17 protein-coding genes and 1 pseudogene are annotated in these 23929 nt (G+C 71.0%); 11 read left to right on the top strand and 7 right to left on the bottom strand.

The features are described from left to right. The first annotated feature begins 108 nt into the window (after nt 1-108). From KDK95_RS19490 to KDK95_RS19475, 4 genes are all read left to right on the top strand, one after another. Nucleotides 109-1089 (top strand): Gfo/Idh/MocA family oxidoreductase, encoded by a 981-nt coding sequence (locus KDK95_RS19490; RefSeq protein ID WP_282971478.1) that lies wholly within the window; start codon nt 109-111, stop codon nt 1087-1089. A gap of 47 nt (nt 1090-1136) precedes the next feature. Then, on the top strand, nt 1137-3143 hold the full coding sequence (locus tag KDK95_RS19485) for a DUF2142 domain-containing protein (RefSeq protein WP_212519641.1): 2007 nt from the start codon (nt 1137-1139) through the stop codon (nt 3141-3143). A gap of 72 nt (nt 3144-3215) precedes the next feature. Then, entirely contained in the window at nt 3216-4802 is a 1587-nt protein-coding gene (locus tag KDK95_RS19480; RefSeq protein ID WP_212519640.1) for a DUF2142 domain-containing protein, read from the top strand. A 260-nt stretch (nt 4803-5062) separates the two neighbouring features. Next, nucleotides 5063-6556: a neutral/alkaline non-lysosomal ceramidase N-terminal domain-containing protein gene (locus KDK95_RS19475; protein WP_212519639.1), complete on the top strand. Its 1494-nt coding sequence runs from the start codon at nt 5063-5065 to the stop codon at nt 6554-6556. Between the two features lie 113 nt (nt 6557-6669). Here KDK95_RS19475 and KDK95_RS19470 read toward each other — a convergent pair whose 3' ends face one another. Together KDK95_RS19470 and KDK95_RS19465 are read right to left on the bottom strand one after the other, a co-directional pair. Continuing rightward, nucleotides 6670-7617, bottom strand: a complete 948-nt coding sequence (locus KDK95_RS19470) for a methylenetetrahydrofolate reductase (protein WP_212519638.1) — start codon at nt 7615-7617, stop codon at nt 6670-6672. An 18-nt stretch (nt 7618-7635) separates the two neighbouring features. Next, nucleotides 7636-9030, bottom strand: a complete 1395-nt coding sequence (locus KDK95_RS19465; protein ID WP_212519637.1) for an MFS transporter — start codon at nt 9028-9030, stop codon at nt 7636-7638. Nucleotides 9031-9116: 86 nt separating this feature from the next. On the opposite strand from KDK95_RS19465, the gene KDK95_RS19460 reads away from it, so the two are divergent. Next, a complete protein-coding gene (locus KDK95_RS19460) occupies nt 9117-10142 on the top strand; it encodes an AsnC family transcriptional regulator (protein ID WP_212519636.1) in 1026 nt (341 codons plus the stop codon). Between the two features lie 174 nt (nt 10143-10316). On the opposite strand, the gene KDK95_RS19455 is transcribed toward KDK95_RS19460, so the two are convergent. Both KDK95_RS19455 and KDK95_RS19450 read right to left on the bottom strand, forming a co-directional pair. Beyond that, nucleotides 10317-11519, bottom strand: a complete 1203-nt coding sequence (locus tag KDK95_RS19455; protein WP_212519635.1) for a M20 metallopeptidase family protein — start codon at nt 11517-11519, stop codon at nt 10317-10319. A gap of 171 nt (nt 11520-11690) precedes the next feature. Next, complete coding sequence (locus KDK95_RS19450) at nt 11691-14405, bottom strand: DEAD/DEAH box helicase family protein (protein WP_212519634.1); 2715 nt, start codon at nt 14403-14405, stop codon at nt 11691-11693. Nucleotides 14406-14533: 128 nt separating this feature from the next. On the opposite strand from KDK95_RS19450, the gene KDK95_RS19445 reads away from it, so the two are divergent. Beyond that, nucleotides 14534-15511 carry a LysR family transcriptional regulator gene (locus KDK95_RS19445; RefSeq protein ID WP_212519633.1) on the top strand — a complete coding sequence of 326 codons (978 nt, stop codon included), beginning with the start codon at nt 14534-14536 and terminating at the stop codon, nt 15509-15511. Nucleotides 15512-15545: 34 nt separating this feature from the next. Here the strand turns inward: KDK95_RS19445 and KDK95_RS19440 are convergent, their stop codons facing one another. Beyond that, nucleotides 15546-16190 (bottom strand): MBL fold metallo-hydrolase, encoded by a 645-nt coding sequence (locus KDK95_RS19440; protein ID WP_212519632.1) that lies wholly within the window; start codon nt 16188-16190, stop codon nt 15546-15548. A gap of 82 nt (nt 16191-16272) precedes the next feature. Here KDK95_RS19440 and KDK95_RS19435 point away from each other — a divergent pair, with 82 nt between their 5' ends. Next, on the top strand, nt 16273-16797 hold the full coding sequence (locus tag KDK95_RS19435; protein WP_212519631.1) for a MarR family winged helix-turn-helix transcriptional regulator: 525 nt from the start codon (nt 16273-16275) through the stop codon (nt 16795-16797). Between the two features lie 136 nt (nt 16798-16933). Further along, nucleotides 16934-19597, top strand: coding sequence for a winged helix-turn-helix domain-containing protein (locus KDK95_RS19430; RefSeq protein ID WP_212519630.1), 2664 nt, complete (start codon nt 16934-16936; stop codon nt 19595-19597). 99 nt (nt 19598-19696) lie between these two features. Here the strand turns inward: KDK95_RS19430 and KDK95_RS19425 are convergent, their stop codons facing one another. Both KDK95_RS19425 and KDK95_RS19420 read right to left on the bottom strand, forming a co-directional pair. Continuing rightward, nucleotides 19697-19915: a DUF8691 family protein gene (locus tag KDK95_RS19425; protein ID WP_212519629.1), complete on the bottom strand. Its 219-nt coding sequence runs from the start codon at nt 19913-19915 to the stop codon at nt 19697-19699. Further along, entirely contained in the window at nt 19912-21303 is a 1392-nt protein-coding gene (locus KDK95_RS19420; protein ID WP_212519628.1) for an MFS transporter, read from the bottom strand. The genes KDK95_RS19425 and KDK95_RS19420 overlap by 4 nt, the downstream gene beginning before the upstream one ends. Before the next feature lie 141 nt (nt 21304-21444). Here KDK95_RS19420 and KDK95_RS19415 point away from each other — a divergent pair, with 141 nt between their 5' ends. The 3 genes and pseudogenes from KDK95_RS19415 to KDK95_RS38290 all read left to right on the top strand — a co-directional run. Then, the gene (locus KDK95_RS19415) at nt 21445-23292 is read left to right on the top strand and encodes a glycoside hydrolase family 15 protein (protein ID WP_212519627.1); all 1848 of its coding nucleotides are present in this window, start codon (nt 21445-21447) and stop codon (nt 23290-23292) included. Beyond that, on the top strand, nt 23289-23735 hold the full coding sequence (locus KDK95_RS19410) for a DUF6325 family protein (RefSeq protein WP_249161547.1): 447 nt from the start codon (nt 23289-23291) through the stop codon (nt 23733-23735). Before KDK95_RS19415 ends, KDK95_RS19410 begins: the two co-directional genes overlap by 4 nt. A gap of 58 nt (nt 23736-23793) precedes the next feature. Beyond that, nucleotides 23794-23929: pseudogene (locus KDK95_RS38290) on the top strand (SHOCT domain-containing protein); the annotation flags it as partial.

Raw genomic sequence — 23929 nt, 5'->3', positions numbered from 1 at the left:
ACGAGCACCGTCACCGAGAGCACCGCGCCAGCGACGAACACCGCGACCGCGACGAACACCGGGACAACGACGAACACTGCGACCGCGAACACCGCGAAAACCACGACGCTGCGCGTCGGCCTGGTCGGGCTCGGCATGATGGGCCGCAACCACGCGCGCGTGCTCGCCTCCCTCGACGGCGTGCACCTGGTCGGGATCGCCGATCCGCATCCCTCCGCCGACACGACGACATACGCCGCGCCGCTCGTCCCCGACGTCGAGACGCTCATCGGGCTCGGCCTCGACTACTGCGTCGTGGCCGCTCCCACCGCGCTGCACGAATCCGTCGGCGCCGCGCTCGCCGAAGCCGGCGTGCACGCGCTCATCGAGAAGCCGCTCGCCCCGGACTCGCCCGCCGCGGAACGGCTCAGCAAGCTGTTCGCCGACCGCGGCCTGGTCGGCGGCGTGGGCCACATCGAGCGCTTCAACCCGGCGCTGCAGGAGATGCGCCGGCGGCTCGACGCCGGGCAGCTCGGCGATGTCTTCCAGGTCGTCACCCGGCGGCAGGGGCCGTTCCCGGCCCGCATCGCGGACGTCGGCGTCGTGATGGACCTGGCCACGCACGACATCGACCTGACCACGTGGGTCACCCGGCGCGCCTACACGTCCGTCGCGGCGCACACGGCGCACCGCAGCGGCCGCGACCACGAGGACCTCGTCGCGGTCGTCGGCGGCCTCGAGGACGGCACCGTGGCCAGCCACCTCGTCAACTGGCTCTCGCCGATGAAGGAGCGCGTGACGGTGGTGACCGGCGAGCGCGGCTGCTACGTGGCGGACACGCTCACGGCGGACCTCACCTTCTACGCGAACTCCAGCGTGCCCACCGAATGGGAGGCATTGCAGAACTTCCGCGGCGTCACCCAGGGCGACATCGTGCGCTACGCGATCGCCAAGCCCGAACCGCTGCGCGCCGAGCACGAGGCGTTCCGGGACGCGGTTCGCGGCCTCGGCGCGCAGATCGTGACCTTCGAGGAGGGCGTGCGCACCGTCCGCACCGCGGAGGCGCTGCTGAACTCCGCCATCTGCGGACAGCGCGTCGCGGTCGATTAGACCCGTCCTCCCAAGCCCACACCTCAGTCGTCAAAGGCGGAACCCAAGTGCTGTCCGACGTGTCGCCTACGGAGGCGACTTCATCCTTCGCTGCCCGCCGCGTCGTAGCGCGGGTGGGCGCAGCCCGGCTGGTCTGGGTCATCGTCTTCACCGCGTTCTTCCTCATCGGCGCGGCTTGGTCGCTGGCGATGCCGTATGACGGGCCGCCTGATGAGTTGCAGCACGTCACCCGGGCCTACGGCGTCGCGTCCGGGCAGATCTACGCCGGACCTGCCAATTCCAACGTGACGACGGCGGAGAGCCTCGTTCCGCGCGGCGCCGGCTGCTTCAGGTGGAACAGCATGGTCAGCGCCAAGTGCCAGCAGAATCCCGGCGCGAACCAGAAGGCGCAGCACACGCGCGTCTCTGTCGGGAGCGGCGCCTCCGGCTACGACCCCTCCTACTATCTGCTCGTCGGGCCGGTGATCAAGATCTGGCCGACGATGAAAGGCATCGTGCTCGCCCGCCTGATCACCGATGCCGAGATCAGTGCCCTGCTCGCCAGTGCGGTCGCGATCGCCTGGAGCGGCGGACGGAACCGATGGTTGGTCGCGGGGATCGCGGTGTGCGCCACACCTGTGGTCGTCAGTCTGATGGGCGCGGTGAACCCGGCGGGAGTCGAGATCGGCGCCGCGATCGCGTTCTGGGTGAGCCTTCTGGACCTCGTCGGTGCCGGACCGGTGCGCAGGTCGTCGGTCGCCCTCCTGCTGTGCTCCGGTGCGCTGTTCGCCGTCACACGCGGCTTCGGTGTGGGCTGGCTCGGGGCCACCGTCGTCATCTGCGTGCTCGGCGCCAGGCGGGAGCGGCTGCGCGCGCTGTGGCGGATGCGCAGCGTACGGCTCGCCCTTTCAGGGCTGGGGTGCGCGTGCGCAGCCGCGTGCGTCTGGGACTTCTTGGCGGGGCCGAATATCGACCTGACCGGCGCCAGTACACCTCACAAGACCCTGCAGCAGGTCGTCGCCCAGGAGTTGTGGCACCGCCTGCCGTCCTACCTGGACGGCTTGGTGCGGAACACCTACTACTACGGCGGCGACATCCAGGTCCCGCAGCTGGTTTCGCAGATCTGGTTCGGCTTCGCGGGACTTCTCGTGCTCGGCGGCCTATGGCTGGGAAGCCGTCGCACGAGGATCCAGATCGCCGCGGCGATCGGTGTCTCGCTCGCCGTCCTGATGATCACGGACGTCGATGCGCTGCGGCAGGGTATCTACTTCTCCCAGGGACGGTACGCGCTGCCCCTCCTGGTGGGCGCACCTCTGATCGGGGCGCGGGAACTCGGCCGCTCGAGTGCGGTGGGCGCAGAACGGGCGACCGCGCTGCTGCGCTTGATGGCGGTGGCCATGCTCCCGATCCAGCTCGTCGTGCTCTGGAGCAGCATGCTGCGATTTCAGAGCGGTTATCCGGCCAGCGGAAAGCTTCCGCTCGATCCGTTCATCGGAAAGTGGCTGCCGCCGCTGGGCCCGGTCGCGCCGATCGCTCTGATGATCATCGGTCTCATCGTGCTCGGCGTCTTCATGTGGCACCCGTCCCGCTTCGACGCCACGATGCTACGATTCGTAGTGGTCGGAGCCCTGGTATACGCGATCGACATCGCAGCCCTCTGGGCGCTGCATGCTCAGGCCGGGCTGCCGCTCGCTCTCGCGACCACGCTGGCGTTCTGCTGTGCCTTCGCGGCGAATCTCGGGCTGAATCGGATCTTCACCTTCCGGGTATCCGGCCCGATGGGTCGTCAGGGAGCCCGGCTGCTGGCCCTGTCCGGCGTGAACTACGTCACCACTCTCGTCATCGTCGTAGGGCTCTCGCACCTGTGGAGCGACTACCTGGCATCGAAGACCATCGCCACCGCGTTCAACGCGGTGTTCAACTTCGTAGCCTACCGGCGTTGGGTCTTTGAGCCCGTGCCGGACACGCCGGAGCCGGCGCCCTCCGTATCGCCCTACATCGGGCGCGTCATCATGAGGCGGCGAGCCGTCGAGGAGTCGGAGCGGGCGGTCAGTCTCGACGGACGGCCAGATTGAAGACGTGCGGACAGCGCGTCCCCAGTGGATCTACTCATCATGTCAAAGGCGGGGAATACATTGTTGTCCGACGTGTCGCCGACGCGTGCGACTCCATCCTTCGCCGCCCGTCGCGTCGTGGCGCGCATGGGCGCGGCCCGACTGGTCTGGGCGGTGGCGTTCACCGCGTTCTTCCTGATCGGCGCGGCGTGGTCGCTCGCGATGCCGTACGACGGTCCGGCCGACGAGATGCAGCACGTCACCCGGGCCTACGGCGTCGCCTCCGGCCAGATTTTCGCGGGGCCGGCCGATTCCAAGGTCTACACCGCGAAGAGCCTGGTGCCGCACGGCACGGCCTGCTTCCGGTGGAATCTGCAGGCCAGCGCGAAATGCCAGCAGACGCCAGGCGCCAACGTGCAGTCGCAGCACGAGCACACGAGGTACATCAGCGGTGCCTCAGGCTACGACCCCTCCTATTATCTGCTCGTCGGGCCCGTGATCCACATCTGGCCGACGATGAAAGGCATCGTTCTCGCGAGGCTGATCACGGACGCTGAAATCAGCGCCCTGCTCGCCAGTGCGGTGGCGGTCGCGTGGAGCGGCGGGCGGAGGCTCTGGTTCATCGCGGGAATCGCCGTGGGCGTCACGCCGGCGGTGGTCAATCTGATGGGTGCGGTGAATCCGGCGGGAGTGGAGATCGGCGCCGCGATCGCCTACTGGGTGAGCCTGCTCGATCTGACGGCCCACGGTCCGGTGCGCAGGCCGGTGGTCGCGCTCATGTGCTGCTCCGGCGCGCTGCTCGCCGTCACTCGGGGCTTCGGCGTCGGCTGGCTCGCGGCCATCACCGTCATCTGCGTGTTCAACGCCGACCGCGAGAAGCTTCGTGCCCTGTGGCGGTCGCGGGGTATGCGACTCGCGCTGGCGGGGGTGGCCTGCGCGTGTGCCATCGCCTTGGCCTGGGACGAGTTGGCCGGCCCGAACTTCGACCTGGCCGGTGCGACGACCGCTCCGAACACGCCCCCCGTGCAGCTCGCCGCCCAAGAGCTGTGGAACCGCCTGCCGGGCTACATCGACGGGATGACGCGACTCACCTCCTACGGCGACATCCCCATCCCGGGCGTCGTCTCGCAGATCTGGCTCGCCTTTCTCGGGGTCATCCTGGTCGGCGGCCTGTGGCTGGGCAGTGTCCGGGCGAAGATCCAGATCGGCGGGACGATCGTCATCGCGTTCGCGATGTTGATGATCACGGACGCCAGCGCGCTCAGGCAGGGCTTCTACTTCTCCCAGGGACGCTATGCGCTTCCCCTGCTGGCAGGAGCCCCGATGATCGCAGCGATCGAGCTCGGCCGCTCGGGCGCACTGGGCGCTGAGCGGGCGAGGACGCTGCTGCGCTGGATGGCGGCGGTCCTGCTCCCGCTCCAGTTCGTCGCCCTCTGGGTCAGCATGTTGCGGTTCGAGCGGGGCTTTCCGGCCGACAACGTGCTTCCGCTGAACCCCTTGACGGAGAAGTGGGTGCCGCCGCTCGGACCCGTTGTGCCGCTGGCACTGATGGCGGTCGGGCTGATCGTGTTCGCGGTGTGCATGTGGCGCCCCGTCCTGAGCAGCGCCGCAGTGCGCCTCACTGCGGTAGGCGCGCTGCTTCGTGAGCCGGTGAGACGGCGATCAGCCGGAGCACCGTGATCCGGATCGTGATGATCGACAACGTCGGCAAGCCCACGACGACCCTGCCTCACTAACCCGCAGATAGGCGCCCTCGGTCACCCGCGATCGGGGGCGCGCGCTCGTCCGCGCCGCCGCCGTCCCACGGGGCGGCGAACGCCCGGGATCTTCCAGTCACAGGGTACTGCGGTCGGCGCAACCGTCGGCGCGCCGACGGCTCCTCATCGTCGCCGCCTGTTAAACAGGTGAGCGTACCCCTGCTGACGGATGTGAGGAGAGCCATGTGTGACGAGAATGCAGGTACGTCCCGCCGAAGGTTTCTGAGCCTCGCCGGGGCCGCGACCTCGGCGACGTTCCTCCAGATGATGAACCCGGCCGCGTCGGCCACCGCGGCGACCGCTGTCGCCGGGCGGAGCCGGCAGGCGCGGGCGACGTCCCTTTCCATCAGTGTGGGCAAGTCCGAGATCACACCGCCGGTCGGGACACCCCTGGCAGGATGGGGAGTGGACACGCCGCGTCTGTCGACCGGGAACAACGCTCCCTTGTACGCGCGATGCATCATCCTGTGGGATGGCGGCTACCCGAACGTCATCGTCACGGCCGATACGCTCGGCTTCGACCGAGCGGTCAACCTGAACATCCGCAACCGGGTCTCCGCACTCGGCGTCGCGCAGTCCGACTTCGTCCTCTCCGCGCTTCACACGCACAACGGCGGCGCGCTGATCAACGAACTGGTCGAGTACATCACCTACAACATCTCCTCGGGTTCCGCGGCGGCCAGCGCGATCCAGGCCTATACCACCTCTGTCGAGGACGCGATCGTGTCCTTGGTGAGCACCACACTGAACGCCCCGCGTACCCCGTGCACCCTCGACTACCAAGTCGCCGACGAGGACTTCTCCTACAACCGTGAGGGATTGCCGTACGTCGAACGCGATGTACCGATCCTGGCAGCCCGCAGCAGCGCCGACGGCAGTCTGCTAGCCGTGCTCTTCAGCTACGGCTGCCACCCCGTCGCCGCGGGGGGTCAGACGCTCAGCGACCCGGACTACCCGGGCGTGGCGTGCACTCTGATCGAGAATGCGACGAAAGCGCACGCCCAGTTCCTGACCGGATCGGCCGGAGACCAGGACCCGGTCGGCGACTTCAGTTGGCAGTTGAGTACTCAGTACGGCACCGATCTCGGGCAGACAGTGGTCAACGCGCTCGCCAAGCGGGGACGACGGGTCACCGGCCCGATCTTGACCGACTACCGCGACGTCACGGTTCCGCTCGACATCACCAACACCCCGGCGAACCTCGCGCAGGTGCGTGCCGATTATGTCGCTCGCCAGGCGAACAGCGCGCTTCCCGGCTATTTCCGGCGGCACGCTGAGATGATGATCGGGCAGATCGACAACGGCTCGTTCGCGACCTCCATGTACGTACCGCAGCAAACCTGGCAGTTGCAGGGCTCGCCTCGTTTGAATCTCGCCCTCTCCGCCGGCGAGCTGGTCTCCGGCTACGCCGTCTACTTCCGATCCCGATACGGAGGCTCCAACGGAATGTGGGTCTGCGGGTACGCCAACGAGTATCCGGCCTACATCCCCTCCAACGAACTGCTCTCCTCGGGCGGGGCACTGCACTACGCCTGCGGCTGGTCCACCGACTACCCGGGCATCGCCGGCGGCGCTCAGACGATCTTCGGGTGGCTCGGCCACTTCCGGCTGCAGCCCAACAACCCCTCGGTGGACGTCGAGCAGATCGTCATCAACAACCTCACTCAGATGCTCTGAACTCGCTTCGACGCGTTCGAAGCACCTGAACTCCCCGCGCTCTCACGGGATCTCGGCCGCGTCGGGCCGGTACTCGGCCGTCCCGGGCCACGAGTGCTTCGCCGATATGCCGCTCAGGTGAGCGACTCGCCGCCGCGGCCGAGCAGCTCGCTCAGCTCGGCCGCCAGCGCGACGGAGGCCTCGATCTCCGCCTTGCGGATCGAGACGCTTTCGACGAGGAAGCCGAACGGCATGCGGAGCGCGCCGCAGAACGCGATCAGGTCCCGGGCGTTGGCCAGGCAGTGCTCGTACGACGCGGCGAGCGTGTCGTCCGCGTGCAGCAGCGAGTTCGCCAGCCAGCGCGGGACGTCGACGCCGAGCCACCTCAGGAAGGTGAGGGTCTTCTCCGAGCCGCACACGGAGAGCGTGAACAGCACGGGCTTCGGCTCGATCCGGCGTTCGCGGCAGGCGTAGTAGTAGTCGGAGACCATGCTCTTCGCGGCGTCGGCGCTGTAGACGACCTGCGAGATGAAGTAGGAGCAGCCAGCCTCCTGCTTCGCGATCAGCCGCAGGTGCTCGTCGGTGCGCTCGGTGATGGCGACGCCGCCGAGCAGCAGCTCCGGGCGGACGTCGCGGCGCAGAGCCTGGGCCTCGGGGAGCCGAGTCCGCACCTCCTTGCCCTTCGAAGAGGCGCCGACGAAGACGCTCAGCACACTCTCCGGATCGGCCTCCCGCAGCCACGTCCGCAGCTCCGTGCCGGTGTACTTGCCGACGCAACGGTAGATGACCGCCGGGCGGTTCCACTCGCCGAGGTAGTCGGCGTGGAACACGGCCGGATCCATGGTCGGCAGATACGGGAACGGCCGCTCCTGCGGGTTGCGGTCGCTCTCGTCGTCGATGTCGTAGACCGCGAGACCGTCCACGTCGAGCGACTTCAGCCGCGCCAGCGTGGCGGCGGCGATCTCCCGGATCCGCTCGTCGCTGGCGCTGAGCCGGGGCGGCGTGATGCCGAACAGCAGCACGCCGCTCTCGGCGTTGGTCAGCCGCGTCCGGAGGGTCGCCGTGTCGCCGTGGTCCACCATGCGATGGAAACTAGCAGCTCATGCGGCGGGCGAGGGCTGGGAACCAAGCAGTGAGACTTCCGATGCGTCGTCATGGCTCGCGCGCAGGGCGAGCGCGACCGGCACGCCGAGCGCGCAGAGCACCGCGCATCCGGCCCAGATCGTGACGTACGCGCTCTCGGCCGGCACGCCGGGTCGCAGCACGAGAGAGTCCAGGGCCGCCGCGCCGACCGCGCCCGCGGCGGCTCCGGCGAGGGTCTTCAAGGTGTTGTAGACGCCGGTGCCGATGCCCGTCTGGTCGGCGGGCATCCGCCGCATGAGCAGTCCCGGCAGCACGGAGAGCCCTACGCCGCCGCCGAACCCGGCGATGGCGCTCGGCGCGATGAAGGAGGCCGCGCTGCCGTGGTTCGCCGCGATGGCGACGTAGCCGATGGCGCTGATCGCGAATCCGGTCGCCAGCAGCGAGCGCGGACCGAACCGCAGGGCGAGGCGGTGCGCGGTGAGCGCCCCGATCATCGCCGCGAGCACGGCCGGGAGCGACAGCAGGCCGAGGAGCTGCGAGCCCGCGTTCAGGCCATAGCCGACCGAGTGCGGGTTGGCCGCTTGGAAGGAGAGCGTCGGCGACTGCGCTCCGTAGAGTACGACGCCGAGCAGGAAGCTGAGCCCGAACACGGGCGCGGTCGCGCGGCGGGCGAGCATCCGCACGTCCACGGTCGGCGAGTGCGTGCGCAACTCCTGCCGTACGAACAGCGCGAGCACGGCTACCGCGCCCAGGAACAGTGCGCCGGTCAGTAGCGGCCCGGTCGACTTGCCGACGCTGCTGAAGCACCCGAACATCAACCCGAGCCCGGTCACGAGCAGCGCCGCGCCCGGCACGTCGATGCGGCCGACCGCGCGGGTCGCCGACTCCGGCGCGAAGGCCCAGACCGCCAGCAGCGACAGGGCCGGCAGCACGGCCAGCACCCACAGCCCCGGCCGTGCGACGTCGCCGACGATCGTCCCCAGCGTCAGCGAGCCGACCAGCAGGCCGACCGCGCGTCCGCCGCGCTCCTCGCCGAGCCGGTCGCGCAGCAGCGCGAACTCCAGCGGCAGCCAGCAGCTGAGCACCCCGGCGAACGCCTGGCCGACCAGCAGGAGCGGCAGGCTTCGGGCGGCGGCCGAGAGCACGTAGCCGAAGCAGGTGATCGCGAGCGTCGCCAGCAGCAGCCGCCGGTGGCCGAGCAGGTCGCCCAGCCGCGAGCCGAGCGGCACGGTCACGCCGGCGACCAGGAAGTTCACGCCGCTGACCAGTGCTTGCGCGCCCGCGCTGAAATGCAGCGCGGTCGCGAGGTGCGGCAGCAGGATCGGGAAGGCGCCCTGCAGCGTGCCGCTGAACAGCTCGACCAGGACGAGCAGGCCGACGAGCGCGCCGGGTCGGGCGAAGGGGCGAGGCATGGCGGAAAGAATGGCTAACCTGGGAGCGCGGCATCCCTCCTCGCACGGATGCCGCGGAATAGACCCTCCGCATGCAAGGATCGGCCATGATCGACGAGCTCGACTTCGCCCTGGTCGACGCTCTGCGCATCGATCCGCGCGCACCGTGGTCGAAACTGGCCGAACCGCTGGGCGTCGACGCGGCCACGCTCTCCCGCCGCTGGGCCCGGCTGGCGGCAGACGGCGACGCCTGGGTGACCTGCTACCCGTCAGCCGAGCGGATGGGCGTCGGCCTGACCGCGCTCGTCGCCGTCGAATGCCGGGCCGACGCGGTGTACGACGTGGCCGAGACCCTGGCCGGCGACCCGCAGACGCCCACGGTCGAGGTGGTCAGCGGCGCGACCGACCTGATGATCACCGTCGCGGCAGTCGAACCGCGGCAGGTCACGGCGTACGTGCTCGACAGGATCGGCCGCGTCCCCGGCGTGCTGCGCACCCGCACGGCATTGGTCGAGCGCACCCTGCGCGAGGGCAGCAGGTGGCGCGAGGGCGCGCTGGATCCGGCGCAGCAGCAGGCCATCGCCGCCGGCCTCGGCGCCGTCGCCGACGACTCGGGCCCGATCCACGGCAGGGCACTGCGTCGCGCGATGACCGACCGCGCGCTGTGGCAGGCGCTCGGCGAGGACGGCCGGATGCCGGTCGCACGGCTCGCGGAACGCACGGGACTGCCCGCGGCGACGGCGCGTCGCAGGATGGAGGAACTGCGCCGCTCCGGTCGAATCGTGCTGCGCTGCGACGCGTCCACGCGGCTGAGCGGGCAGATGCTGGCGACATGGCTCCTGCTCGACGTGCCCGCGAACGAGCTGGAGCAGACCACGCAGTGGCTGGCCCAGGCAGCCCCGATCCGCATGTGCGGCGTGCTCGCAGGCGCGACGGCCAACGTGGCGGCGAACGTGCAGACCCACGGCACCGGCGACGCCCGGCGGATCGAGGCGCAGCTGGGCGCGCGCGGCAACGCCCGCGTGATCGACCGGCAGCTCGTCCTGCGCACGGTCAAGCTCGTCGGCCACCTCACCGACGCGGAAGGCCGCGCCCGCGGATACGTCCCGATCGACCCGTGGGCGACGCCGTGACGCCGAGGGGGGTCGCCCGTGGCGCCGATGCGGGGTCGGCCGGGACGCCGATGTGGGGTCGGCAGTGGCGCCGATGTGGGGTCGGCCCGTGGCGCCGAGGTGGAGTCAGTGGTGACGCTGATGCGGAGTCGGCCGTGACGCTGATGCGGGGTCAGCCGTGACGCCGAGGTGGAGTCAGCCGCGTGCGAGCCGACCGAGGGCGAGTGCCGCGAGCAGCGCCGCGCCGTCGCCGAGCACGGCGTCGTCGTACGCCGCCTCGGGGGCGTGGTTGTAGGGGGCTGAGAACGCGTCCCGGTCCGCCGGGCACGCACCCAGCATCACGTACGCCGAAGGCACTAGCTTGTCCACGACGCCGAAGTCCTCGGAGCCCGCGATGGCGTGCGGCATCTCGACGTAGCGGCCTTCGCCCAGCACCTCCACCGCCGTACGCGCGGCGAACGCGGCCTCCGTCGGGTCGTTCACAGTGACCGGGTAACCGCTCACGAACTCCGCCTCGACGGTCAATCCGTGCGCCTGGCCGATCCCGCGCACGACGCGCAGCGCCTCCTCCGCGACCTTCTCGCGCGCCGCGACGGAGAACGAGCGGACCGTCGCCGCGAACTCCGCCGTCTCCGGGATCACGTTCTCGGCGCTGCCCGCGTGCAGGGTGCCGACCGTGAGCACGACCGGATCGAACGCGTCGATCCGCCGCGTCACCATCGTCTGCAGGCCGAGGACCGCCTCGCACAGAGCAGGCACCGGATCCACCGCGGCGTGCGGCGTGGAGCCGTGACCGCCGCGGCCGCGGAACGTCACCCGCAGCGTGTCGGACGCCGCCATGATCGGCCCCGGACGCGACGCGACCCAGCCGGTCGGCAGCAGCGCAGCCGCGACGTGCAGGGCGTACGCCGCCACGACGCGCTCCCCGGCCGCGTCGAGCACGCCTTCGTCGATCATCAGCTGCGCGCCGCCGTCGCCCTCCTCGCCGGGCTGGAACATGAACACGACGGAGCCCGCGATCGAGTCACGCCGCTCCACAAGCAGCTTCGCCGCCCCGACCAGCGCGGCGACATGCATGTCGTGCCCGCACGCGTGCATCGCGCCCGCGATCCTCGAGGCGTACGCCAGCCCCGGCGCCTCCTGCACCGGCAGCGCGTCCATGTCGGCCCGCAGCAGAACCGCCGGGCCCGGCCGTCCCCCGCGCAGCACCGCGACCACGCTGCTGAGCTTCTTCCCGGTGCCCACCTCCAGTCCCAGCCCCTCCAACGCCGCCAGCACCTTCGCCTGCGTGAGCGGAAGGTCGAGGCCGATCTCAGGCTCCTGATGCAGCGCGCGGCGCAGCGCCGCTAGCCCGGGCTGAAGCGCGGCGGCGGATTCGACGAGTGCGGCGGACGGCATGGCATCTCTCCCTGAGCGGATTTCCGGCGAGCGGATCAAGCGGATCAAGCGGATCAAGCGGAGCCTGCCCATGCTCGCCCCAGCGCGCTTACTCGCGCCGAAGCGCAGGAAACCGCTACTTCATCCGCCGGCCGCGCACGGATCCGCCATTCCATCCCGGGGCAGGCGCGCTCAGTTCCAGCTGACGCGGAGCGTGGTCGTCACGTCGAGCGGGCTTGATCCGCGATGCGTGACCATGATCCCCTCGCCCTCCGCGGACGCCGACGCGAGCGGCCGGCCCGCCGAGACGTACCGGTTCCACGCCACGGCGAATGCCTCCAGACGGCGTACGCCGCGTGCGAAAGGCGCGGGCACGGCGTGGTAGACGACGGCGTTGTGCGGTGCCTTGCCCAGCAGCCAGGCGCGCGCGACGGCTCGCTGCGCACGGCGATCGGCCGGCAGCGCGGCCAGATGGAAGCGGGGTATGAGCCAGCGTGGTTCGGCGATCGGGCCGATCAGCTCATCGAGGGCTTGGGTGAAGCGCAGCGAGGTCGCCTTGTCGACGCCGCCGAGTTGGAGTCGGTACGTGCCGTCCGGCGACGTCACCGCGCTGACCGCCTCGGCTCCGACGGGGGAGAGGCCGCAGGCCTTGAGCGCGTCGGCGGTCGCGAAGCCGAGCGTGCCGAGCGGCGGCTCGCCCGCCGCCTCAGCAAGGATGCGCACCGCCTTGCCCGGCGTGAACCACAGCGCGAACCGCCGCGATGCGCGCATCGCAATGCCGCTGGCGGCCGGGAGAGCCCTGAGTTGTGCGGACGTGACCGATACCGGCACGGTCGCCTGTGCCGCCCGACTCGTCGAGACCCGAATCGTATGAACCAGCTCATCCGTGTACGGCGTGCCGATCGCCCATCGCCGCCGAGTCTCGTCGCGCTCCCCGGCCCGGATGAGCATCGCAGCGTTCGACTCAGCGAAGCGGCCGGTCTCCGGCGGCCCGTACGGCGAGAAGGCCGAATCGACGTGGCCGATCCCGGAGACGATCTCGCCCGCGCCGTTCACGGCGAGGTGGCCTTCGTGCTTGCGGACGAATCGGTGCCAGTCCGCCGCGCCCTTGGGATGGCCGTCCGCGACGCAGACCACCGTCCAGTTGTTCGTGATCTTCGCCTGCCACGCCGGGTCGAGGCGCAGCCCGCGGCCCCGCATCTGCACGACGGAGCCGGTCGTCGTCGCGCTCGTCAGGTCGATGACCACGTTCACGCGCCGGGCATCCCAGCCTTCGCCGAGCAGCGCCCGCGTGCCCACAAGGGCCCGGCTCCGGCCGGATTCGAAGTACCGCGTCGCCAACGTGACCCATGTGCGCGAACTCCACGCGCCGACCACGTAGCCGATGCCGTCGCGGACCTCGACCGCGAGCGCCAGCCCCGGCTGCTCGCGGTGCGCCCACTCGACGAACGCGGCGGCGCTCCTCGGCGCCGCGGCCACCGTGCGCCCGGTCACGAGCATCGGCTCCAGGTCAGCGGTCCGCTCGTCCTCGACGAGCCTGCGCAGAGCGAGTAGCGCCCCGCCCGCCTGCGGATCGAGTACGTCGGCCAACGCCGCCGAGACCGTCCCGCCGGCCCGCTCGTAGTCACACAACAGCAGAGCCCTGACTGTGTCGCCAAGATGCCCGCTCTCGGCCGCCACGATCTCGACGGCACCGTCTGTCTTCGCCTCGCTCCGCGCGAGTACGCGGTCCACCGGCGACTGCGCGGCCTTGATGCCGCGCGCCGTGAGCCGGTACCCGATCGACGGCAGTGCGGCCCGGATCGCCGCCACCGCCGCAGCGTCCTGCGACTCCGCAGACCCGCTCAGGCAGTTGCCGACATAATCGTCGAGCAGCGCGACCCAGTCCTCCGCCGACGGCGCCTGCCGATGCTCCTCGCGAACCCGCGCGCCGGGCGGAAGCGCGAGCAGTCCCGCGTGGTGCAGCCGTAGCGCGGCGCCGGCCAACTCCGGCTCCTGCCTCTCCAACTGGCCCCACGCAATCGCGCCGCCGTCGCCCGCTTCCACGCCCGCGGCGCGCACGACGAAACGGCTGTCGCACCACGCCAGGAACCCGGTCGACGCGAACGACGGATCCAGCAGCCCGCCGCGGAATTCGGCGAACCGCTCCGCCTGCCCGCGAATGTAATCGGCCTCGACCGGCGACGGGGTCGTCAGGAACGCCAGCTCGGTGAACGGCGCGAGAAACCCCGACCTGACGACGGCCGGCAGACTCGCGCCGTAGACCGGCGCCCCGAAGAGCCGCTCCACCAGCTGTGCCTGTCTGCTGGTGAGCGTCTCCGGCGGCGTCGCGGTCAGGCCGAGCACCGTCGCGTCGCTCAGCTCGTCGAGCAGTTCGGCGACCAGGCGCCCCCAGACCTCCAGCAGGTGATGGCATTCGTCGAGCACGATCGTGAGCGGGCCGGCCTCGCGCATCGCGGCCACCAGCGCGCGCCCGTTCTCGTGCAGCAGCTCAAGCAGCGACCCGCCGCCCGCCTTGGCACTGCCATCCCCATTCTCATCGTCGAATACCGCCAATGACTGGTAGGTCAGAACCGTGACAGGCTGCCGCAGGTCACGCTCGGCCCCCACGCCCACGATCTTCTCCGGCGCGAATCGCTCCCACGTACGCATCCACTGCCCCTGGATCGCCGTGTTCGGCACGAAGACCACGATCGCCCGCCCCAGCCGCCGCGCGGACTCCAGCCCGACCAACGTCTTCCCGGCTCCCGGCGGCAGCACCGTCCAGCACCGCGACCGGCCCGACGCGAACACGGCCTCGATGGCCGACAGAGCCTCCACCTGGTAATTCCGGAAGCCCTCCGCCCACCCCACAGCCGCCAGATCCGTCGCCGGGCCGTCGTCGAGATCCGCAGCGCTCACATCCACGCACGCAGGATATGTGCAGTGCGCGGGAAGGCCGGCCGAAGGCCGTGAAGCGTCATTCCCGTCATCGGACGTCCCTACGATGACTGCCGTGAATATCGAGGGGCATGCTTGGTGTGGAGGTTATGCTCATGGCACATATCGATCGGGTCGACCTGAACCTGCTCGGGCCGCTGGCCGCGCTGCTCGAGGAACGGCACGTGTCGCACGCCGCGGAGCTGGCCGGGCTCAGCCAGCCCGCCATGAGCAGGGCCTTGCAACGCCTGCGCCTCACACTGGGCGACGAGCTGCTCGTGCGCACGCCCGGGGGCTATCAGCTCACGCCGCGCGGCGAGCGCGTGCAGCGTCGGCTGGCCGCGATCCTGCCTGAACTCGAGGCGCTCTTCGCCCCCGAGACCTTCGACCCCGCCGAGGCGACCGAGGCGTTCCAGCTGGCCGGGACCGACTACGCCTCGGTGTTCACGCCGGCCGTGTTCCAGCGTGTCTTCCGCGGCTCGCCCCGTTCGACGCTGCGGTTCCGCAGCTGGCATGATTCAGTGTTCGATGATCTCGACCGCGGCCGGGTCGACCTGGTCTTCTACGGGCCGGTCGGGCCGCTGTCCGCGCTGCAGACCGAGCACCTCTTCGACGACGAGTTCCTGTGCGTCATGAGCCGTGACCACCCTCTGGCCGACCGGGAGCGGCTCACCCTGGAGGAGTACCTCGGGGCCGCGCACGTCATCGTCGATACCCGCGACGGCCGGCAGACCGTGATCGAGGACCGGCTCGAAAAGCTCGGCACGCCTCGTCGGGCCGGGCTGACCGTGCCGTACCACTCCGCGGCCACGCCGGCGGTCGCCGGGACGCCGCTCATCGCGACGCTGCCCGCGCGCCTGCTGTCCGACTCGCGGCCGGATCCGTGGCTCCGCGTCGTGCGGGCGCCGGAGGAGATCAAGCCACTGCGATACCAGATGTGCTGGCACCCCCGCCTCGACGCGGATCCCGCGCAGCAGTGGTTGCGCGGCATCGTCCGCGCCGTCACCAGCGCCCTGCCGCCGGTCTCGATGGCCGCCGGCGCGAACGCCGCCGAGGCGACCGTGGCCGAGGCGGGGTCCGCCGACGGCCGGTGAGCGGCCGTCGGCGGGAGACGGCGCGGCGGCCGGATCAGCCGACCGCGACCGTGTCGCCGATCGGGACGATGGTCAGCGGGACGGTCGTGAGCATGCCGGGGCTCAGGAACCGGGCGGTCGACTGCTGGCCGATCTCGCTGAGCATGACCTCGTGGATCTGGATCGCCCGCTGCGGCGCGACCTCGCGCACGTAGTCCGCGGCCTGGCCCAGGTTCGTCCACGGCCCGCTGGTGGGCAGCAGCAGAGTGCCGACCGCGGCGTCCGGGACGTGGTAGGCGTCGCCGGGGTGGTAGAGGTCTGAGTCGACGAGGTAGCCGACGTTCGGCACGCGCGGGATGTCGCGGTGGATCGAGGCGTGCAGCTCGCCGAAGACGGCGACGTCGAATCCGGCCACGTCGATCCGCTCGCCGGCCGCGACCGCGCGGACCTGGCCGGGGCGCCCCGACCAGCGGCCCACGACGGACTCCGGGCCGAAGACGCGCAACCCGGGACGGGCCTCCAGCGCGCGGGCGATCAGCTCCTCGTCGAAGTGGTCGAAGTGCTCGTGGGTGATCAGGACGGCCTCCGCCGCGGCCACCGCGTCCGCGGCGTCGGGGGTGAACGTGCCCGGATCGATCACGATCCGCGCGCCGTCCTTGGCCAGGGTCACGCACGCGTGGGCGTGCTTGGTCAGCTCCATGCTGGGCTCCCGGTTTTCCTACAGCTCAACTGTACAGGTGAAACTGTACAGGATGGCCTGTGTAGCTGTTAGTCTTCAGGGCATGAACTCCGCCTCCGCCGGCCCGTCGCCGGACTCCGCCCGCCTCGCCGCGGACCTCCGTTCCTCGGTGAGCGATCTGGTGCGGGCGGCGCGCGTGGCGGACCGGCTCGGCCCCATCCCGGCGTCGGTGCTGGACGTGCTCGACCGGCGCGGCGCGATGACCACCGCCGACCTGGCCGCCGGCCGGCAGGTGCGTCACCAGACCATGGCCGCGACGGTGAAGGAGCTGATCGACGCGGGCCTGGTCGCCACCCGGCCCGACCCGTCCGACGCGAGAAAGAAACTCCTCGATCTGACGCCGGAGGGCAGGAGCGCGATCGACGCGGACCGCGGAGATCGCGTCCGTCTGCTCGCGGAAGCCCTCGACGCGACGCTCGACGCGGACGAGCGGCGTCTGCTGGCGCGGGCGCTGACGCTGCTGGACCGCGTGACCGCCGCCGTCGGCGCCGCCGCGCGGACCTCCGGCGGCGAGCCGGCCGCGCCGTCCCCCGGAAACGATCGCGGGCCTATAGCCGGAGCATGGTGATGCGTTCGGCGGTCACGGCGGGACGTTCGGCGGCCGGGTACCGGGCCGAACGTCCCTACGATCTGCGGAGCCTCATCAGGCATTGTATTGTTCGTGGTTGCGTTGAGTTAGCTTCCGACTCCCCGCGGTAGGCACGATGTCTCGTAGAGCAGGCACCCCGAACGGCGACCCGATCATGGTCGCCCGATTCGCCGTACCTGTGCTGCCGGCGAACTATGTGAAGCGCGGGCACCTCGTGCGGCGCCTCACGGAGGGTTCGCGCGGCCCGCTGATCCTGGTCAACGGCCCGGCCGGAGCGGGCAAGACGCTGCTGGTCGCGCAATGGTTCCGCACCAGCCGCGGGAGCGGCGACGCCGCCTGGCTGACGGTGGAGGCGACGGACAACGCGCCGGGCGTCTTCTGGGCCTACGTGCTCGAGGCGCTGCGGCACCACGGCGTCCCGCTGTCCGAGGACATGCGGGCGCCGGCCGACGCGTCGCACGTCGACCCCGCGATGCTCGCGCGGCTCGCGGCGCACCTGCACGACCTCGAACGTCCCGTCGCGCTCGTGCTGGACGAGTTCGACCGGATCGGCAGCCCGACGATCGCCGCCGAGCTGCACGAGCTGCTCAAGCACGCCACTCCCGGTCTGCGGCTGGTGCTCGTCGGTCGCCGCGAGCCGCTGCTTCCGCTGCACCGCTACCGCGCCGCCGGCGATCTGGCCGAGGTGCGGGCCGCCGACCTCGCATTCTCGCCGCAGGAGGCGATCGAGCTCTTCGGCGTGCACGGACTCGGCATCCGCGCTGAGGCGGTGCACGCGCTCAACGAGCGGATCGGCGGCTGGGCCGCGGGGCTGCGGCTCGCCGCGCTGGCCGCCCAGCAGGCACCGGACGCCGAGGCGTGCCTGAGCGAGTTCGAGAACGAACACGAGACCGTCGCGGAGTTCCTGATCAACGAGGTCTTCGACGTGCAGCCCGGCGAGACGCGGGACCTGCTGCTGCGCACCTGCCTGCTCGACCAGGTCCACCCGGACCTCGCGGACACGCTCACCGGGCGCCGGGACGGCGCGGGGATCCTCGCCGACCTGCACCGCGCCAACGCCTTCGTCAGCCCGATCGGGCACGGCTGGTACCGCTACCACCCGCTGCTCGCCGAGATCCTGCGCGTCCGGCTGCGCGCGCGCCATCCCGAGCTCGGGCGCAGCCTGCACGCGCGGGCGGCCCGCTGGCTCGGCTCGCACGGGCAGGTGGTCGCGGCGCTGCCGCACGCGGCCGAGGCCGGCGACTGGGAGTTCGCCGCCACGCTGCTGGTGCGCAGCCTGGCGATCGGGCGGCTGCTCGGCGGACGCGAGAGCACGCGGCTGAACGCGCTGTTCGCCGAGATGCCCGCCGAGACGGCCGGGCCCGCGCCCGAGCTCGTGCGCGCGTGCCTGGCTCTGGCCGACAACGACCCGGATCGGGCCGTACGCCATCTGCACGATGCGCGCGAGACGGTGCCCGAGGACGATGGGGTCGAGGTCACCGCGCTGCGCTACACCGGCGCGCTGCTCAGCGTGCTCGCGGCGCGGCTGCAGGGCAGCGCCGAACAGGCGCGGGCCGCCGCCGACGAGGCGGCCGAGCTGCGCGCCCGGCTGCCGCGCAGCCTGGTCGAGGGGCACCCCGAGCTCTCCGTCCACCTGCAGGGCGATCTCGGGGCCGCGCTGCTGTGGGACGGCCGCTTCGCCGAGGCGGGCCGCGCCCTCGCCGTCGCGGCCGAGTCGCCGGCGCTTCCGGGGGCGGAGCTGCTGCGGCACGAATCCCTCGGCGAGCTCGGCCTGATCGACGTGCTCGACGGCCGCCTGACCCGTGCCGAGGAGCACGCCCGCGCCGCCGTGGAAGAGGCCGAACGCGCGGGGCTGGCCTCCGGAGCGCGCACCGGCGTCGGACGGCTCGTGCTCGCGGAGGTGGCCATCGACCACGGCGAGCTGGACGCCGCGGACGAGGAACTGCGCCGCGCCGACGCCACGATGAACGAACAGCAGGACCCGATGATCGCCCGCGCGCTGCGCGTCGCCCGCTCCAGGCTGCTGCTGGCCCGGGGCGAGCCGAAGGCGGCGCTGGAGACGCTGCGCGAGGCCCAGTGGACGTCCCCCGCTCGCCGCTCGCCGTGGCTCGCGGACCGGCTGGCGGCCACCGCTTCCGCCGCGTACCTCGCGGACGGCAACCTGGAGGAGGCGGTCGCAGTCCTCGATGACGCGGACGCCCGCGCTCCGGAGACGGCCGTCGCCTCGGCCCGCGCCCGGCTGGCCCTCGGCGAGCCGGAGATCGCCTTGAAGGCGCTGGACGGATTCGAGTCGCCGCCCCTCGCACCCGCTTCGGAGGTCTACGTGCAGGAGTTGCTGACCCGCGCCCAGGCCGTCGATCTGCTCGGCAGGTCTGCCGCCGCCCGGCGGCTGGTCCAGCGTGCGCTGGCCGCCTCGGACGGCGAGCGGCTGCGGTTGCCTTACCGGCTCGCCTCGCCCTGGCTGCGCAGCATGCTCCGCGCCGACCCCGCGCTCACCCGGCCCTACCGCTGGCTGCCCTCGGACCTGCGTCAGCGCTTCGACATCCTGGAACTGCCGGACTCCGCGTCGGGGCCCGCGGCGCTGGTCGAGCCGCTGAGCGAGCGCGAGTGCGAGGTGCTGAAGCGAGCCGCCGAGCTGATGTCCACCGACGAGATCGCGGCCGACCTGTTCGTGTCGGTCAACACGGTCAAGACGCACCTGAAGAACATCAACCGCAAGCTGGGCGCGAGCCGCCGGGGCGAGGCCGTCCGGCGGGCGCGTGAGATGAAACTGATTTAGTGAGATGAAACTGATTTAGTGAGATGAAACTGATTTAAAGGCCCGCTTCAGTCGGCTTGAAAGACTGCTTCAGTCGGCGTCGACCGATGCGAGTGGGCGTCAGCTGACGCGCGGGTGGTCGGGGAGCCGGCGCAGCTCGGTCACCCGCAGCCCGAGCGCCTGGAAGCGGGCAAGCAGCCCGTAGAGATGCGCGTCGTCGGTGATCTCGCCGAACAGGATGGTCTGGTTCGCCACGAAGATGCCGTCCAGTTCGGGGAAGGCCTCGTAGAGGATCGACTCGGCCAGCAGTCCGTCGATGCGGAACTCATAGGGAGTCATGTGCGCTGGTCCCCCTCGGGCAGGCGCGCCGCGACCACGAGGCCGGCCAGCGCGATGACCGCCAGCACGATCATCGCCGCGCCGTACGCGCTGCGGGTGAGGTCGGCCACCAGGATGGTGCCGGCGATAGCGGTGCCGAAGGATGATCCGAGGTTGGAGATGCTGCGGGAGACGCCGGATATCTCACCCTGGCGCGCCTCGGGGAAGGCGGACTGCACGATGTTGACCGACGGCGTCAGCATCAGTCCGATCCCGAGGCCGATCAGCAGCAGCCCCGGCGCGAACGCCCACGGACCGGGATAGCCCTTCACCATGCCGATCAGCACGCCGATCCCGGCCGCCGTGCCGATGAACCCGGCCATGATCAGGGTGCGCTGCTTGAAGTGTTTCGACAGCGGCTCGGAGCGCAGCGAGGACGCCAGCAGGCCGATCGTGGCCGCGGTGAAGATGACGCCGGTCTGGATGGCGTCGTAGTGCCGCACGACCTGGAGATATGTGGCGACGGTGAAGGAGGTGCCCATCAGCACCAGCCACTGGAAGTTCTGCGTCACCAGGCCGAGGTTGGACGCGCGCACCCGGAAGATCGAGCTGGAGATCAGCGGCTCCCGGCCGGTCCGTTCCAGCTTGCGCACCCAGAACCTGAACCAGGCCAGCACGAGCACGCCGCCGGCGATCAGGCCGAGGGTCAGCCACAGGTTGGTGCTCGCGGCAAGGATGCCCATGACGACCAGCACCAGGCCGACCGCCGAGAGCACGGCGCCCTGGACGTCGAAGGCGTGGTGCGGGTCGGGCGGCACCGGGTCCTTGATCCGCAGGCTCAGCAGGATGATCACGATGATGACCAGCGCCTGGAAGCCGAAGGCGGCCCGCCAGCTGATCGCCGTGGTGATCAGGCCGCCGATCAGCGGACCGGCCGCCGCGCCCAGGCCGCCCATCGCCATGATGATGCCGAACGCGCGGGCCCGGGCTGTCAGGTCGGTGAACAGCATCGTCGTCAGGATGTAGACGGGCGGGATGAGCAGCGCCGTGCCGACGCCCTCGAGGATCGAGTTGCCGAGGATGAGCACGCCGAGGCCGGGGGCCGCCGCGCTCAGCACGGCGCCGACCCCGTACACGGCGAGGCCGACCAGGAAGCAGCGCTTGCGGCCGTAGCGGTCGGTCAGCTTGCCGCCCGGGATCATCAGCGCCGCCATCACGAGCAGGAAGGTCGTGATCGCGACCTGGATGCCGTGGACCGTGGTATTCAGGTCCTTACTCATGTCGTTGATCATCACGTTCATGTTCGAACCCGCGAAGCTGCAGATGAACTGCGCGAGCGCGAGGGGGCCGAGGACGCCGCGCGCGAGCCTCGCTGGCTGCTGCGCGGTCGCGGGTGTCTGAACCGCCATGGGCCTTGCTCCCTCCTCCGACCGCCTCCCTCAACCCTCCCGCCCGGCTCCGGGCGCCGGGTCACCCACGGAGGGTGATCTCGGGCGGACGCGGCGGGGTTACGTTCGGCCCTAAGACCGCACACGGCGAACGGAGTGGAGATGAACGATTACCCGATGATCGCGGACCACGGGATCGTCGGCGATCTGCAGACCGCCGCACTCGTGGCCGCCGACGGGACGCTCGACTGGTGGTGCACGCCGCGCTTCGACTCGCCGAGCGTGTTCGCCTCGCTGCTGGACAGCGAGCGCGGCGGCCACTGCAAGCTCGCCGCCGACATGGACGGCCTGCCGGACTGCACCGTCCGCCAGCTCTACCTGCCGGACACGGCCGTGCTGATCACCCGCTTCATGTGCCCGACCGGGGTCGGCGAGGTCATCGACTTCATGGAGCCGGACACCTCCCCGATCCCGTCCAGCCGGCACCGGCTGATCCGCGGCCTGCGCGTGGTGCGCGGCTCGATGCCCTTCGAGTTCGTCTGCCGCCCGCGCTTCGACTACGGGCGCGCGACGCACACGCTGAGGTTCGCCGACGACGGCACCGCGGTCTTCTCAGGGCCCGACATCGACCTGCACGTGCAGGCCACCCACCCGATCATGCTGCGCGCGGACGGGCACGACGTCACCGCGCGGGTCACCCTCGGCGCCGGGCAGACGGCGGCCCTCGTGCTCACCAGCGACGCTCCCGGACAGGCGCCGGAGCCGCCCGCGCCGGTGGAGACGATCGTCGCCTCGCTCGACGCCTGCAACGACTTCTGGCACTCCTGGCTGCGCCGCTCCAGCTACCGCGGCCGCTGGCACGACGCGGTCAACCGGTCCGCCATCACCCTCAAGCTTCTGACATACCATCCGAGCGGCGCGCCGATCGCCGCGGCCACGATGGGCCTGCCCGAGCAGATCGGCGGCGAGCGCAACTGGGACTACCGGTTCACCTGGGTGCGTGACGGCTCGCTCTCGGTCGGCGCGCTGATCGACCTCGGATTCGAGGAGGAGGCGTTCGCGTTCCGCCGCTGGCTGCGCGACCGGCTGGAGGCCGGCGGCACCGCCTCGGGCGAGCCGCTGCAGATCATGTACCGGATCGACGGCAGCCCGCAGCTGTCCGAGGAGGTCCTCGAGCACTTCGAGGGCTACCGGAAGTCCGCCCCGGTGCGGGCCGGCAACGCGGCGGCCGACCAGATCCAGCTCGACATCTACGGCGAGGCCGCCTACGCCCTGGCGCAGTCCGGGGACATCGGCGGCATCCGCGGCTGGCGGGTGTTCGCCGGGCTGCTCGACTGGCTCACCGACCACTGGGACCGGCCGGACGAGGGCATCTGGGAGACCCGCGGCGGCCGGCAGGACTTCACCTACAGCAGGCTGATGACCTGGGTCGCCTTCGACCGCGGCATCCGGCTCGCCCGGCAGTTCGCGCGGCCGGCCGACCTCGAGCGCTGGACCGGTGTCCGGGACGCCATCCTCGAGCAGATCCTGCGGCGCGGCTGGAACTCCGAGCGCAAGGCGTTCGTGCAGCACTACAAGACGCACGTGCTCGACGCCTCGCTGCTGCTGATGCCGAAGGTCGGCTTCATCTCGCCGCGCGACCCGGACTGGCTCTCCACGCTGCGGGCCATGGACGGCGAGCTGGTCAGCGACAGCCTGGTCTACCGGTACGACCCGGAGGCCTCGCCCGACGGCCTGCGCGGCTCCGAGGGCACGTTCAACCTGTGCAGCTTCCTCTACGTCGAAGCGCTCGCCCGCGCCGGGCAGCTGCGGCAGGCCCGCTACGCCTTCGACAAGATGCTCACCTACGCCAACCACGTCGGACTGTTCGCCGAGGAGATCGGGCCGTCCGGCGAGCAGCTGGGCAACTTCCCGCAGGCGTTCACCCATCTGGCGCTCGTCGCCGCCGCCCTCGCCCTGGACGAGGAGCTGGACCGTTCCGAGCAGCGATTCACCGGAGGAGCGACATGATCACCGAACTCAACGAAATGGGCCCCATCGACTACCTCGTCATCGCCTTTCCCGGCGGCAAGGTCACCGGCGAGGGCTTCGCGCACCTCGTCGACCTGGTGGACCGGGGCATCATCCGGATCCTCGACCTGGCCTTCGAGATCAAGCAGGCGGACGGCAGCCTGGTCAAGGTGCTGATCGGCGACCTCGACGGCGACGGCGAGTTCGACCTGGCCGTGTTCGAGGGCGCCTCCTCCGGCCTGCTGGGCACCGAGGACCTCGACGAGGCCGGCGCGGACCTCGAGCCCGGCGACTGCGCGGCCATCCTCATCTACGAGAACGTCTGGGCCGCCCCGCTGGCCACGACGCTGCGCCGCAACGGCGCCCGGCTCGTCGCGGGCGGCCGGATCCCGGTGCAGGAGTTCCTCCGGGTGCTCGACGAGCTGGACACCCCCGTGCCCTGATCCGCCGCCGACCTCGGTCCGCCGCCACAGCAAACCCCGACCCCGTCTGGAGGACATCATGCCCGGATTGATCAGAGGCGTAGCCCGCACCGCGGCGATCGCCGGCACGGCGACCGCGGTCTCCAACCGCGTCTCGCGCCGGCAGGCCGGCCGCTGGGCCGCGCAGGACGAGCGCCGCTACGGAACGCAGGAGC

Origin of the sequence: Actinospica acidithermotolerans (assembly GCF_018139625.1) — a bacterium.
GTDB lineage: Bacteria > Actinomycetota > Actinomycetes > Streptomycetales > Catenulisporaceae > Actinospica > Actinospica acidithermotolerans.
This window is presented reverse-complemented; position numbering and strand designations above follow the sequence as displayed.

What these genes read in the sequence shown, in the direction of transcription:
- KDK95_RS19475 (WP_212519639.1), top strand. Translation starts at nt 5,063, where the DNA reads ATGTGTGACGAGAATGCAGGTACGTCCCGCCGAAGGTTTCTGAGCCTC.
- KDK95_RS19470 (WP_212519638.1), bottom strand. Translation starts at nt 7,617, where the DNA reads ATGGTGGACCACGGCGACACGGCGACCCTCCGGACGCGGCTGACCAAC.
- KDK95_RS19465 (WP_212519637.1), bottom strand. Translation starts at nt 9,030, where the DNA reads ATGCCTCGCCCCTTCGCCCGACCCGGCGCGCTCGTCGGCCTGCTCGTC.
- KDK95_RS19460 (WP_212519636.1), top strand. Translation starts at nt 9,117, where the DNA reads ATGATCGACGAGCTCGACTTCGCCCTGGTCGACGCTCTGCGCATCGAT.
- KDK95_RS19455 (WP_212519635.1), bottom strand. Translation starts at nt 11,519, where the DNA reads ATGCCGTCCGCCGCACTCGTCGAATCCGCCGCCGCGCTTCAGCCCGGG.
- KDK95_RS19445 (WP_212519633.1), top strand. Translation starts at nt 14,534, where the DNA reads ATGGCACATATCGATCGGGTCGACCTGAACCTGCTCGGGCCGCTGGCC.
- KDK95_RS19440 (WP_212519632.1), bottom strand. Translation starts at nt 16,190, where the DNA reads ATGGAGCTGACCAAGCACGCCCACGCGTGCGTGACCCTGGCCAAGGAC.
- KDK95_RS19435 (WP_212519631.1), top strand. Translation starts at nt 16,273, where the DNA reads ATGAACTCCGCCTCCGCCGGCCCGTCGCCGGACTCCGCCCGCCTCGCC.
- KDK95_RS19430 (WP_212519630.1), top strand. Translation starts at nt 16,934, where the DNA reads ATGTCTCGTAGAGCAGGCACCCCGAACGGCGACCCGATCATGGTCGCC.
- KDK95_RS19425 (WP_212519629.1), bottom strand. Translation starts at nt 19,915, where the DNA reads ATGACTCCCTATGAGTTCCGCATCGACGGACTGCTGGCCGAGTCGATC.
- KDK95_RS19420 (WP_212519628.1), bottom strand. Translation starts at nt 21,303, where the DNA reads ATGGCGGTTCAGACACCCGCGACCGCGCAGCAGCCAGCGAGGCTCGCG.
- KDK95_RS19415 (WP_212519627.1), top strand. Translation starts at nt 21,445, where the DNA reads ATGAACGATTACCCGATGATCGCGGACCACGGGATCGTCGGCGATCTG.
- KDK95_RS19410 (WP_249161547.1), top strand. Translation starts at nt 23,289, where the DNA reads ATGATCACCGAACTCAACGAAATGGGCCCCATCGACTACCTCGTCATC.